Below are 12,333 nucleotides of genomic sequence, written 5' to 3'. Positions count from 1 at the left end.
TTAGCCGCTTCCCGATCCGGCAGGCAGTCGCAGTCGGTTCAATCACCAGGTTGCAGCGATCGCCCTAGGGCAAGACATTACTGCCCAAGAGGTCAGCGATCGCCTGGTGCTCGGCTGAAGGTTGCACCGGTTCAGCACGGCGGGCATCGGTGATCAACCAGTCCAAAGCGGCGGCTTGCACATCAATTGCGTTGCCGTTGCGGTCGACGCAGTAGCGACCGAACACCAGTTTGTCGACAAGACGGACGCCGGAACCCAGGCGCGAATATTCGAAAATCACGCTGTTTTCGATCGTGGCACCCTTGCAGATGTGGCAATTCGGCCCAATCATTGCCGGCCCCACAATTCGCACACCTTCATCAATGCGCGTCATACCACCGATGTAGACGGGGCCTTCGATTGCGACCGAATCCCAGTCGATCGCCACATTGAGACCGGTATAGACCCCAGGTCTGACCTGCTTGCCAGGGATAGCGACGTTTCGCACTTCTCCATTCAAAACACTGCGGATTGCCTGCCAGTAGTCCGGCACCTTACCGATATCGATCCACTGGAAGTCCATGGAGATGCCATAGAACGGAGCACCAGTCTCTACCAGTTTCGGGAAGAGATCACCACCGATGTCGTATTCCTGTCCCGAAGGAATGTAGTTGAGGATCTCGGGCTCAAAGATGTAGATCCCGGTATTGATCGTCGTGCTCAGCGCTTCCTCAACACTGGGTTTTTCTTGAAAGGCTTGGATCCGACCATCGCTATCGGTAACCACAACCCCATAACTCGACACTTCTTCACGGGGAACCGTCTTCATCACGATCGTGGCAAGAGCACCCTTTTCCTTGTGCCAGCGCACAGCTTCTGTCAGGTCTAAGTCAATCAGGGCATCACCACAAAGGACGACAAACGTATCATCAAAGAAAGGCGAGAAATCCTGAATTCGCTTCATCCCGCCCGCAGAGCCGAGGGCTTCTCCAATCAGCTGACCATCTTCAATTCGGCCTTCAAAAGAATAGGCAACCTCGACGCCAAAGCGCTGCCCATCTCGGAAATAGCTTTCAATTTCTTGGGCTAAATGGCTGACATTGACCATGACTTCCTTGAAGCCATGCTCCTTTAAGAGCTCCAGCAGAAACTCCATCACTGGCTTCTGCAGGATAGGAATCATCGGCTTAGGAATGGTGTAGGTAATCGGCCGAACTCGGGTTCCCTTACCGGCGGCCAAAATCATTGCTTTCATTGAGGGCAAATTGATATAGGAAGTCAGTAGGAACCGCGAGCAGCTCCCTTAAAGCCCCTGAATCTTATCAGACCGAGGCTGAGGCTGTTGGCTCGAAGGGGACAGCAATCGGGTTGCCAAAGGGTGTCAGACAGCGGATCCACAGTGGGCTATACAAACTCTCTTGCTGCAGCTCAACAATCGACTGGGCTGCCAAAAATAACAAGGCCCAGAAGGCCCCGACGCGATCGCCGTCTAAATGGTGGTCGCCTGCTTGAGTCTGGCTCCAAAGCTGCACCAGATCCTCAAAGTTGAGCCAGTCATTCTCCGGTTGCAGGGCTGACCATTGCCGCTGCAGAAAATCACCCAGAGCAGCAGCCGTCTCCGCCAGGTTCTCTTGGTGCGCTAGGTGGGTGATCGCCTGAATAGCCTGTCGTCTCGGAGCTGGTTTGGGTTGTCGACGCCGCGATCGGGCCGGCGGATCGGCTAGGGATTGGGCTACCTGTTCGAGCTGTTCAATCAGATCACTGAGGGTGACTCGACGCTGTTGTGGTGGGAGCGCAACGGCACGGCGGCGCAACTGCTGTTCCAACTTGGCCGGCAATTGAGGCATCGCCGCCAGATCATCCAAACTCTCGACAAACTCTTCCAGAACTTCCGCTGGCGGAAACTCCAGACGAGCCAAGGCATCGGCCTTGAGCAGAATCAAAATCGAGGCGTAGAGGAAGGCTTCACCGGACTCTGAGAGATCAGCTTCGTAGCGACTCCGGCTGAAATCAGTCAGCGGCGTCAGACTGGGACGCTGTTGCAGTTGCTCCAAAAAGCGATCGAAAACGTCGACGACCTGGACATCCCAGGGATCGATCTCGCCGCTCTCTGCCATTTCAATTAGCAGGGCGATCGCATTCTGTGCCGCTGAACTCATGAAGAAAGTCTGACCAAGCAGTTAGACACGGGCTTGGCGACCAAAGTATAGCGCCGCCCCGAGGATCAGCAAGAGTAATCCCAGCGGCGGCAGACAATCGATCGCGATCGCAGACATGGTTTTGCCTTGGCAGCAATGCGCTGTCTAGCCTAGCGCCCACGTCTCCAACTCGGTTGGTAGGGGGCTTAGGCGTCTTCAGAGGTTCCGATCGCCGCAGAAGGCAGCAGCTTTTGCTGCACCTCTAGCTCCGTTTTGTAGCGGGTCAGGTCCTCTTCCAATTCCTGAATCCGCACCTGCTGAGCTTCCATCTGCTCTTGCTCTGCTTTCAGGGCCACCAGTTTTTGAACCCCCGACCAAACACTGAAGATCCAGGCAAAGACCGCGCCAATCCCCATAGCCACGATCAGCTCTACGGCGAGAGGAGCTGTGAGTTCCGTGCTACCCAAGACATGGATGGTGGCAGTCTCGGTATTCTCGAGGCTAAAGAGCACAAGAGCGAGACTGATCACGAAGATCACAACAAAATTAACTTGGCGCATAGAGACAGCCAAACGCGACAGCAGCTACATTACCCCAACGGCGGCGCCTGACGATGGGCTTGGCCAGGGAAATGAGAAAGGCGATCACGACTGGCCTCAGCCTGCTGAGCAATCACCGGCACCGCCGATCGCAGACGCTCGGTTAGCTGCACCAATGTGGCGTCGTAGACCTGGGTGGTCAACTTGGGATAGAGTCCAATGCCAATAATCGGCACCAGCAAGCAGGCGATGATGTAGACCTCACGTGGCTCGGCATCCACGAGGGTCTCGTGCTCCGTCAGGGTCTTGTTCTCGGGGCCGAAGAAAATTTCCCGCAGCATCGAGAGCAGATAGATCGGTGTCAAAATCACCCCGATCGCAGCGAGAGAGATCACCACGACTTTGAAGGGGAGGCCGTAGGCATCGCTGGTGGCGAAGCCAACGAAGACCATCAGCTCAGCGACAAAGCCACTCATCCCGGGCAGGGCGAGGGAAGCCATGGCGCAGGTCGTCCACATGGCGAACATCTTGCGCATTTTCTGGCCGACGCCGCCCATCTCATCCAGCATCAGAGTGTGGGTGCGATCGTAAGTCGCGCCAACAAGGAAGAAAAGGCTAGCCCCAATCAGGCCGTGGGAAACCATCTGCAGCATTGATCCGCTTAATCCAAGCTGCGTGAATGAGCCCAGACCGATTAGCACAAAGCCCATATGCGAGATCGAGGAATAGGCGATTTTTCGCTTGAGGTTCCGCTGGGCAAAGGAGGTCAGCGCTGCGTAGAGAATGTTGACCACCCCCAACAAAACGAGGATGGGCGCAAAGCGGGCGTGAGCCTCCGGCAACATCCCCGCATTCATGCGGAACAGGGCATAGCCACCCATCTTGAGCAGGATGCCAGCCAACAGCATGTGGACTGGGGCGGTTGCTTCACCATGAGCATCCGGTAGCCAGGTGTGCAGGGGCACGATCGGCAGCTTGACACCGTAGGCAATCAAAAAGCCGGCATAGAGGAGCAGTTGGAAGCCGATCGCGTATTCCTTCGCTGCCAAGGTTTGGAAGTCAAAGGAAATGACATCGCCACTAAAGGCCATGGCCAGTGATGCGACCAAGATGAATAGCGAGCTGCCGGCGGTGTAGAGGATGAACTTAGTCGCCGCATACTGACGGCGTTTGCCGCCCCAGATTGCCAGCAACAGGTAGACCGGAATCAGCTCGAGTTCCCAGGCAAAGAAGAAGACAAGCAAATCTTGCACGGCAAAAACAAGAATCTGGCCGCCGTACATGGCCAGCATTAGGAAGTAGAAAAAGCGCGTCTTGAAGGTGACGGGCCAAGCCGCCAGCATTGCCAGCGTGCTGATGAAGCCGGTCAACAGAATCAATGGCATCGACAGGCCATCGGCACCCACTGACCAGTTGAGGCCAATCTGCGGCACCCAGGCATAGCTTTCGACCAGTTGCAGGTCGGGATTGCTGAAGTCGTAGCTCGTCCAAAAAGCGACGACCAGCAAAATAAAGTCGACCAGCCCGACGATCAGGGAGTACCAGCGAATTGTTGTCCCCTTACCATCGCGATCGGGCAGGAGGGGAATGAACAGCGCTGCCACAATCGGCAACAGAATGATTGTGGTGAGCCAGGGAAACGTCCCGATCTCCATAAACCGCTCCTGTAGGGCGTTTCTGCCTGCAGTGTAGAGAATTCTCTTTCCTCTCTTGGGAGGTATTAAGGAAAGCTCAATATCTTGCAATCAATAGAAACGGGGGCTAGATGATCCCAACCCCCGTCGATTTGTAGTCTTGTTGCCTAGTGAAGCAGCGCGATCGCGACTAGGTCACCCCGAAGGCCACCACCAGACCAAGCACTGCGCCAAAGACAATCAGGGCATAGAACTGAGCCCGACCGTTTTCGAAGTACTTGAGGCTTTCGCCGGTGACCAAGGTGACCAGACCTGTCAGATTGACCAAGCCGTCCACCACTTTGGAATCGACTTCCAGCACCTGCCGTGCCAAGCGACGACTGCCCTGAACGAACAGGACGTCGTTGAGATCATCGAGGTACCACTTGTTGCGCGAAAACTGATAGAGCGGCTGGAAGCGTTCTGCGATCGCAGCCGGATTGATCCGACCTAGACGATAGGTCAGCAACGCGATCGTGATCCCAGTCAGAGCGATCGCCACCGAAGCCCCGCCCAGGGTCAGGAATTCCTGTAGCTCGAAATGACCAGCGTGAACTGCTTCACCGGGAGCTTTCACAAAGGCCTCAAAACGGTTGTTCCAAGGCATGCCCAGTAGACCGATCAGAGCGGAAGGCACCGCTAGAATCGCCAGCGGCAAAGCCATCGTCCAGGGCGATTCGTGGGGCACATGGTCGTGATGTTCGTCGTGCCCATGGCCTGCAGTCACACCCGCTTCCGCCAGCAGTTTTGCTTGAATCGTCGCATCTTCACCCCGGAACGATCCCTCAAAGGTCAGGAAGTAGATGCGGAACATGTAGAAGGCCGTCAGGCCAGCGGTGGCAAAGCCCACACCCCAGAGAATCGGATTGGCGGCAAAAGTCGCGCCCAGAATTTCATCCTTCGACCAGAAGCCGGCAAAAGGAGGAATCCCCGCGATCGCAAGGTTCCCGATGAGGAAGGTGATGGCGGTGACTGGCATGTATTTCCGCAAGCCGCCCATCAGACGCATATCCTGCGCCAGCACCGGATTGTGGCCAACCACGGCTTCCATGCCGTGAATCACCGAGCCGGAGCCCAAGAAGAGCATCGCTTTGAAGTAGGCGTGGGTGACCAAGTGGAACAGGCCAGCGCTATAGGCACCAACGCCCATCGCCATCACCATGTAGCCCAACTGGGAAATGGTCGAGTAGGCCAGACCCTTTTTGATGTCGTTTTGGGTGAGAGCGATCGAGGCTCCCAAGAAGGCAGTGAAGGCACCAGTCCAAGCGATGACATCCATCACCGTCGGCAATTGCTCGAACACCGGATACATGCGGGCAATCAAAAAGACCCCAGCCGCAACCATCGTGGCCGCGTGGATCAGTGCCGAGATCGGGGTCGGGCCTTCCATCGCGTCCGGCAGCCAGACATGGAGGGGGAATTGCGCTGACTTCGCGACCGGCCCTAGGAAGACCAAGATGCCGAAGAGCGTCGCCAGACCGGCGCTCAGCGCCCCACTGCTGATCAGGCTCTGGAGGCGATCGCCAATTTCTGTGAATTCAAAGCTGCCAGTGGCCCAGTAGAGCCCCAGCATCCCTAGGAGCAGACCAAAGTCACCAACGCGGTTGGTGACAAAGGCTTTTTGGCAGGCATCCGCCGCTGCTTTACGGTCGTACCAGAAGCCCACCAGCAGGTAGGAGCACATGCCCACCAGCTCCCAGAAGATGTAGATCTGCACCAAGTTGGGGCTGATCACCAGGCCCAGCATTGAGGAGCTGAACAGACTGAGGTAGGCGTAGAAACGCACATAGCCGCGATCGTGGGCCATGTAGCCATCGGTGTAGAGCATCACCAGCAGAGCCACCGTGGTGACGACCCTCAGCATGACTGTGGTCAGCGGATCGATCGTGTAGCCCATGCTGAGGTGAAAATCACCCGCCGAGGCCCAATCAAACATGCGGGTGTAAGTTGGGTGGCCTGAGAGTTGGCTTGCCAGTAGCCCGAAGGCAAAGGTGGCAGACCCTCCGAGAGCAGTCATAATCAGCGCCGCATTGAGCTGACGCAATTTGTTGGTGGCCTGGTTAACGGTGATCAGTCCCAGCCCAACCCCAGTGGCGGCTAGTAGCGGAAGGACTGGGATCAGCCAGGCGTAATCGTAGAGAAATTCCATGCCTTGGCGGGAATGCAGCAGTGGCCGGAACCACGCAAAATCGCCTCCATTTTGCCACGGCTGCTCAGCCAACGCAGACTTTAGACGGCATTTGCCACAGGTTGGTAGCGCTTGAGGAAGGTCTGCAGGGCTTCGCGATCGCTGATCCCTTCTAGGCGATCGCGAATGCGACCGTCTGCAAACCAGATCAGGGTCGGCAACGTCGCTAGTCGATAGCGATTGGCCAAGGTGAAATTTTCATCGGCATTAATGCTGACCACCCGTAGATTTTGGCTAGCCGTCTGATGCCATTGTTCGAGGCAGGGAGTTAAGAGTCGACAGGGCCCGCACCAAGCAGCCCAGAAGTAAACCAGAACAGGATCTTTTGCTTGGAGTACTTCAGCGCTGAAGGTTTGCGCTGTGACGACTGGAAGCATACGTCGGGAAACCTCTCTGCCTTGGGGATCATGCTACCAGCCGATTTCAGCAAGTGCAGCAGTTGCCTGTGGGATCCAGCGATGGGCGAACCAGAAGAGTCCAATTGCGATCGCCACGCCGAGGTAAGCCGGTCGCAGAAACTCCTTCCAGACGAGGGTTTGCTTCCCTTGAGCGATCGCGAGGAAGGGGATGATCGAGGTGCGTGACTTGAGCGCCTCAAAGGCTTCGCCGTAGCGTTTTTGTAAGCGGCGATCGCCCGTGCCAGATGCTGAACAGGTGATGCGCAATCAAACCGGCACTGGCAACCATCATGAACGAGGTGCCCAACCAGAGACTGTGGGCGAGGCACCAGAGAATTTGGCCAAAGGTTTGGGGATGGCGGGTAATACGAGTAATCCCAGTTTCATAGAGGCGCACTTGCGGTTGGGCGATCGCAGCAATTTCCAGCAAGTTAAAGGTCGCTGGATAGAGCAGCAGAAAGGAGATCGCCGTCAGCACCCAAACGAGCGGGGCAATCCACGGGATCCCCTGCAGCTGCCAGAGCAGCGCACCATCATAGCGATGGAGGATGAAGTAGCTAATCGTCACGACGGCCAAGGGCAGGCTGACTAGTGCAAACAGGATGCGATAGCCCCGCGCCCCAATTTTGGTTTCGCCCCAAGGTCGCAATGCAGCCAAGCCACTATGGGCGATCGCAAACAGCAGCAGCAACGCCAGCATGATCGTGTGGCTGGGTGTCCACCAAGACAGGGGCATGATCAGACCGAAATACAGATTCCAGCGTTTGAGTCTAACGCGATCGCCTATGGCTTACCTCGTAAGTCATCAACGCGTTGAAGAGCCGGACAAGTATTTAATGAAGGCAGGGATCATGGCGCGATCGCCGTGGAGTCCCGGCATCCCACTCTTGCCAGGACAGCGTTCATGTCCGATTTGCCTTTCACTCTGGACCAATTACGCATTTTGCGAGCGATCGCTGCTGAGGGTAGCTTCAAGCGTGCGGCTGACAGCCTTTACGTGTCGCAACCGGCAGTGAGCTTGCAGGTGCAAAACCTCGAACGGCAGCTGAATGTGCCGCTGTTCGATCGCGGGGGTCGCCGCGCCCAACTGACGGAAGCCGGACATCTGCTGCTCAGCTACGGCGAACGCATCCCCAGCCTCTGCGCTGAGACTTGTCGCGCGATCGAAGACCTACAATATTTACAGGGCGGCACGTTGATCATTGGTGCTAGCCAAACCACGGGCACTTATCTCTTGCCCCGCATGATCGGCCGTTTTCGCCAGCGCTACCCCGACGTTGCCGTGCAACTGCACGTCCACTCCACCCGCCGCACCTCTTGGAGCGTGGCCAATGGTCAGATTGACCTCGCGATTATTGGCGGTGAAGTGCCGACGGAACTGCAGGATTCCTTGGTCACGATTCCCTATGCTGAGGATGAGCTGGCCTTGATCCTGCCGGTGTCGCACCCGTTGACCCAACAAGCCAGCATTCAGCGCGAAGACCTCTACAAGCTGCAGTTCATTGCCCTTGATTCTCAATCAACCATCCGCAAGGTGATTGACCAAGTGCTCAGCCGCAGCGGCATTGAGACCCGTCGCCTGCGGATTGAGATGGAGCTCAACTCGATCGAGGCAATTAAAAATGCGGTGCAAGCGGGTCTAGGGGCAGCTTTCGTCTCGGTTTCCGCGATCGAGAAGGAACTGGAGATGGGCAGTTTGCACCGTGCCCAAACCAATGATCTGTGCGTTCAACGCACCCTATCGGTAATCTACAACCCCAACCGCTACCGCTCGAAAGCAGCTGTGGCCTTCAGCCAGGAAATCTTGCCAGATTTCGCAACTGAAAACAGTCCGCTCTGGAAAGGGCAAGCCAGCCTCGACGACTTCATCCCAAAGCGATCGCCCGTGGCTTAGAGCCAACGAGACGCGGGTTGCCCCCAGCGATGTAGACAAGCAGCCAGAGCAGCGGCGGCAGCGTGATACAGCTCAGTTGTTGCAACTCGAGGCACAGTCGGAATGGGCCGTCGATCGAGTTGATCAAGAGCGGGTAGGAGGTGCTCGCGGGCAATGGTCAGGACTGGCTTAGTCGGACCTTGCCAGGCATCAGCCAAGTCGATTAAGCAGGCTGTGACTGGCCACAGGGCCGGGGCGATCGCCTCTGGTGATTCAGTCGACCACCGCGGATTGACAGCTGCGATCGTGTCGCACCGCTGCCAGCAGCGAGCATGGGTCAGTTGCAGTGGCCAGACTGGACAAGCTGCCGGTAATGGTTCAACCACAACAGGCCAAGGCTGCGATCGCTTTTGAAGCCACTGCCAAAGCTCAGCCTCAGGTAAAACAAAACCTCGACCCTGCATCAGCCAAGGCCAAGGTGATTCGGACGGCGATTGCCAGTCTCCAGTCTTTGCAACTTTGTAGACCAGACCTTGCGCACCGCGATCGCGATAGAGACGCGGCGCTCCAGAGGTAGCAGCCGTCAGTTGCCCTGCGAGGTGAGTCCGTAGACTCAACGCCTGCATTAGACAACGGCTTGCGGCACGCCCATGCTGTAGTTCAGCACGCGGCAGTTGAGGTTGTAAGAAATTTCTCCAGCCTGCAACATCTGCCGCAGCAAGACTTCTAGTTCCGAGCCGATACGACGCAGATTGTACTCACTCAGCTCTTGCCCCGCGTAGGATTCTACGAGGTCATCAAACTGACGATAGACCTTTTGCAGCGCTTCCTCGTTCCAGTTGAACTCGTTGTCAGGATCGACATCCAGCGTCAACACCGTGTCGCTGGGTTGGAGTTCGTTGCCTTCGATCTCGGCCGTGAAGATGCGGATATGGCGGGTCGTAGATTTTAGAAGCATGACTCGCAGACGGACCGCTGAAACGTCTCCATCATTATTACGGAGCGATCGCACTTTGATCAGTGTTGACAGCGCGATCGCGAATCAGAATTGTTACAGAATGCAACGTATACTAAGAGACGATTCTTCTGCCCTTCCAGCCAAAAGCCATGCGCGTAGCGATCGCCGGTGCCGGACTTGCCGGACTCTCCTGTGCCAAGTACTTGGCCGATGCCGGTCATACGCCCATCGTCTATGAACGTCGGGACGTCCTTGGCGGCAAGGTTGCCGCTTGGAAAGATGAAGACGGCGACTGGTACGAAACTGGCCTACATATCTTTTTTGGGGCTTACCCCAACATGTTGCAGCTCTTTAAGGAGCTGAACATTGAAGATCGCCTGCAGTGGAAGTCCCACTCGATGATCTTCAACCAACCCACAAAGCCGGGCACCTATTCGCGCTTCGACTTCCCAGACATTCCAGCGCCAATCAACGGTGTTGCAGCAATCCTCAGCAACAACGACATGTTGACCTGGGAAGAAAAAATCAAGTTTGGCTTGGGCTTGTTGCCAGCGATGATTCGCGGCCAGTCCTACGTCGAAGAGATGGATCAATACTCATGGACGGAGTGGCTGCGCAAACAAAATATTCCAGAGCGGGTCAACGATGAAGTCCTCATCGCCATGGCTAAAGCGCTCAACTTTATTGACCCGGACGAAATTTCCGCCACGGTCGTCCTAACGGCACTCAACCGCTTCTTGCAAGAGAAGAAAGGTTCAATGATGGCCTTTTTGGATGGTGCGCCGCCCGAGCGTCTTTGCCAGCCGATCGTCGAACATGTCCAAGCTCGCGGTGGTGATGTGCTGCTGAATGCGCCTCTGAAAGAGTTCGTGCTCAATGACGACAGTAGCGTCCAAGCTTTTCGGATTGCTGGCATCAAAGGTCAAGAAGAACAACTCATTGAGGCAGATGCCTACGTTTCGGCACTGCCGGTTGATCCGCTCAAGCTACTGTTGCCGGATGCATGGAAAGCCATGCCCTACTTCCAGCAACTCGACGGTCTGCAGGGCGTGCCGGTCATCAACATTCACCTCTGGTTCGATCGCAAGCTGACCGATATCGATCACCTGCTGTTCTCGCGATCGCCCCTGCTCAGTGTCTATGCCGACATGAGTAACACCTGTCGCGAGTACGAAGATCCCGATCGCTCAATGCTAGAGCTGGTCTTCGCCCCCGCCAAAGACTGGATTGGCCGCTCCGACGAAGACATCTTGGCTGCCACCATGGCCGAGATTGAAAAGCTATTCCCACAGCATTTCAGCGGTGAGAATCCGGCACGTCTGCGCAAATACAAAATTGTCAAAACGCCCCTGTCGGTCTACAAAGCCACGCCGGGCCGTCAACAATATCGCCCCGATCAAGCTAGCCCGATCGCTAATTTCTTCCTGACCGGCGACTACACCATGCAGCGCTACCTCGCCAGTATGGAAGGGGCGGTCCTATCTGGTAAGCTGACAGCGCAAGCCATCATTGCTCGCCAAGATGAGTTGCAACGTCGCAGCAGCGGACGACCGCTGGCCGCGAGTCAGGCATAGACACTGTTACCCATGTTGCAGTTGCTAGCTCTGAAGCTTCACTGGTCACCCTCTCACCCCCGACTCGCACCGTCTGTCTGATGCTGCAGATGATACCGGCACGGCCTTCACGGGCGCTCGCCTCTCTGTCGGAGGCCTACGAGGAGTGCCGACAAATTACCGCTCGCTACGCTAAGACCTTTTACCTCGGGACGCTTTTGATGCCCGAGGCCAAGCGTCAGGCCATCTGGGCCATCTACGTCTGGTGTCGTCGTACCGATGAACTAGTCGATGGCCCTCAAGCAGCGCAGACTAACTTCGCGACCCTGGATGCTTGGGAGCGGCGGTTGGAACGACTGTTTGCTGGGGAACCCGAAGACGACTGCGATGTTGCCTTGGTGGATACCTTGGCTCGCTATCCTCTCGATATCCAGCCCTTCCGCGACATGATCGAAGGGCAGCGGATGGATCTGCTGCAAAACCGCTATTCCACTTTTGAGGATCTCTACACCTACTGCTACCGTGTCGCCGGTACTGTGGGACTGATGTCACAGCCGGTGATGGGCATTGAATCGACCAATAGTCGTGCCCCTTGGGATCCGACAACTCCGCCCGACCCAACGCAAGAAGCGCTAGCACTTGGCATTGCCAACCAGCTCACCAATATTCTGCGCGATGTCGGTGAAGATGCCCGTCGAGGCCGCATCTATCTCCCCCAAGAGGAGCTAGCGCAGTTCAACTACAGCGAACAAGACTTGTTCAATGGCGTGATTGACGATCGCTGGCGGGCCTTTATGCAGTTCCAGCTTGATCGCGCTCGTGATTACTTTGAGCAAGCCGAGCGTGGCATTCGTCAACTCAGCCATGATGCTCGCTGGCCAGTCTGGGCCTCCCTGATGCTCTATCGCGAAATTCTCGATGTGATTGAGCAGAATAACTACGACGTCTTCCGAAAGCGGGCCTACGTACCGACTTGGCGGAAACTCTGTAGTCTGCCGGTGGCAATGCTACGAGCTACGGTTCTTTAGCTACGA

The 12,333-nt window shown here is 56.3% G+C and carries 11 protein-coding genes and 1 pseudogene; 3 read left to right on the top strand and 9 right to left on the bottom strand.

Translation table 11 applies throughout. The features are described from left to right. Positions 1 to 64: 64 nt before the first annotated feature. From SYC_RS11255 to SYC_RS11225, 7 genes and pseudogenes are all read right to left on the bottom strand, one after another. Positions 65 to 1,234, bottom strand: a complete 1,170-nt coding sequence (locus SYC_RS11255; protein WP_011244433.1) for a nucleotidyltransferase family protein — start codon at positions 1,232 to 1,234, stop codon at positions 65 to 67. Between the two features lie 67 nt (positions 1,235 to 1,301). Beyond that, positions 1,302 to 2,138, bottom strand: coding sequence for a segregation/condensation protein A (locus SYC_RS11250; protein ID WP_011244432.1), 837 nt, complete (start codon positions 2,136 to 2,138; stop codon positions 1,302 to 1,304). A 185-nt stretch (positions 2,139 to 2,323) separates the two neighbouring features. Then, complete coding sequence (locus tag SYC_RS11245; protein WP_011244431.1) at positions 2,324 to 2,677, bottom strand: LapA family protein; 354 nt, start codon at positions 2,675 to 2,677, stop codon at positions 2,324 to 2,326. Positions 2,678 to 2,706: 29 nt separating this feature from the next. Beyond that, a complete protein-coding gene (ndhD1, locus tag SYC_RS11240; protein ID WP_011244430.1) occupies positions 2,707 to 4,311 on the bottom strand; it encodes a photosynthetic/respiratory NAD(P)H-quinone oxidoreductase subunit D1 in 1,605 nt (534 codons plus the stop codon). Positions 4,312 to 4,480: 169 nt separating this feature from the next. Further along, positions 4,481 to 6,478, bottom strand: a complete 1,998-nt coding sequence (locus SYC_RS11235; protein ID WP_011244429.1) for an NAD(P)H-quinone oxidoreductase subunit 5 — start codon at positions 6,476 to 6,478, stop codon at positions 4,481 to 4,483. Between the two features lie 80 nt (positions 6,479 to 6,558). Next, the gene (locus SYC_RS11230; protein ID WP_011244428.1) at positions 6,559 to 6,894 is read right to left on the bottom strand and encodes a thioredoxin family protein; all 336 of its coding nucleotides are present in this window, start codon (positions 6,892 to 6,894) and stop codon (positions 6,559 to 6,561) included. Positions 6,895 to 6,927: 33 nt separating this feature from the next. After that, positions 6,928 to 7,651, bottom strand: a pseudogene (locus tag SYC_RS11225) (NnrU family protein). A gap of 168 nt (positions 7,652 to 7,819) precedes the next feature. Between SYC_RS11225 and SYC_RS11220 the strand changes: the two are divergent. Then, positions 7,820 to 8,809: a LysR family transcriptional regulator gene (locus SYC_RS11220; protein ID WP_011244426.1), complete on the top strand. Its 990-nt coding sequence runs from the start codon at positions 7,820 to 7,822 to the stop codon at positions 8,807 to 8,809. Here the strand turns inward: SYC_RS11220 and SYC_RS11215 are convergent. Continuing rightward, positions 8,806 to 9,414 (bottom strand): hypothetical protein, encoded by a 609-nt coding sequence (locus SYC_RS11215; RefSeq protein WP_011244425.1) that lies wholly within the window; start codon positions 9,412 to 9,414, stop codon positions 8,806 to 8,808. The two genes, SYC_RS11220 and SYC_RS11215, sit on opposite strands and share 4 nt — an antisense overlap. Further along, positions 9,414 to 9,746, bottom strand: coding sequence for an NAD(P)H-quinone oxidoreductase subunit M (locus SYC_RS11210; protein ID WP_011244424.1), 333 nt, complete (start codon positions 9,744 to 9,746; stop codon positions 9,414 to 9,416). The genes SYC_RS11215 and SYC_RS11210 overlap by 1 nt, the downstream gene beginning before the upstream one ends. Before the next feature lie 149 nt (positions 9,747 to 9,895). Here SYC_RS11210 and pds point away from each other — a divergent pair, with 149 nt between their 5' ends. Both pds and crtB read left to right on the top strand, forming a co-directional pair. Continuing rightward, positions 9,896 to 11,320 (top strand): 15-cis-phytoene desaturase, encoded by a 1,425-nt coding sequence (pds, locus tag SYC_RS11205; protein WP_011244423.1) that lies wholly within the window; start codon positions 9,896 to 9,898, stop codon positions 11,318 to 11,320. Between the two features lie 80 nt (positions 11,321 to 11,400). Continuing rightward, a complete protein-coding gene (gene crtB / locus SYC_RS11200) occupies positions 11,401 to 12,327 on the top strand; it encodes a 15-cis-phytoene synthase CrtB (protein ID WP_011244422.1) in 927 nt (308 codons plus the stop codon). The last annotated feature ends 6 nt before the right edge of the window (positions 12,328 to 12,333 follow it).

Origin of the sequence: Synechococcus elongatus PCC 6301 (genome assembly GCF_000010065.1) — a bacterium.
Classification (GTDB): domain Bacteria; phylum Cyanobacteriota; class Cyanobacteriia; order Synechococcales; family Synechococcaceae; genus Synechococcus; species Synechococcus elongatus.
The sequence above is the reverse complement of the archived record's forward strand: the minus strand, read 5'-3'. Positions and strand labels throughout refer to the sequence as shown.

Bases quoted from the DNA above. Each gene is read 5' to 3' on its own strand.
- SYC_RS11235 (WP_011244429.1), bottom strand. From the start codon at position 6,478: ATGGAATTTCTCTACGATTACGCCTGGCTGATCCCAGTCCTTCCGCTA.
- SYC_RS11255 (WP_011244433.1), bottom strand. From the start codon at position 1,234: ATGAAAGCAATGATTTTGGCCGCCGGTAAGGGAACCCGAGTTCGGCCG.
- SYC_RS11230 (WP_011244428.1), bottom strand. From the start codon at position 6,894: ATGCTTCCAGTCGTCACAGCGCAAACCTTCAGCGCTGAAGTACTCCAA.
- SYC_RS11220 (WP_011244426.1), top strand. From the start codon at position 7,820: ATGTCCGATTTGCCTTTCACTCTGGACCAATTACGCATTTTGCGAGCG.
- ndhD1 (WP_011244430.1), bottom strand. From the start codon at position 4,311: ATGGAGATCGGGACGTTTCCCTGGCTCACCACAATCATTCTGTTGCCG.
- SYC_RS11215 (WP_011244425.1), bottom strand. From the start codon at position 9,414: ATGCAGGCGTTGAGTCTACGGACTCACCTCGCAGGGCAACTGACGGCT.
- SYC_RS11210 (WP_011244424.1), bottom strand. From the start codon at position 9,746: ATGCTTCTAAAATCTACGACCCGCCATATCCGCATCTTCACGGCCGAG.
- crtB (WP_011244422.1), top strand. From the start codon at position 11,401: ATGCTGCAGATGATACCGGCACGGCCTTCACGGGCGCTCGCCTCTCTG.
- SYC_RS11245 (WP_011244431.1), bottom strand. From the start codon at position 2,677: ATGCGCCAAGTTAATTTTGTTGTGATCTTCGTGATCAGTCTCGCTCTT.
- pds (WP_011244423.1), top strand. From the start codon at position 9,896: ATGCGCGTAGCGATCGCCGGTGCCGGACTTGCCGGACTCTCCTGTGCC.
- SYC_RS11250 (WP_011244432.1), bottom strand. From the start codon at position 2,138: ATGAGTTCAGCGGCACAGAATGCGATCGCCCTGCTAATTGAAATGGCA.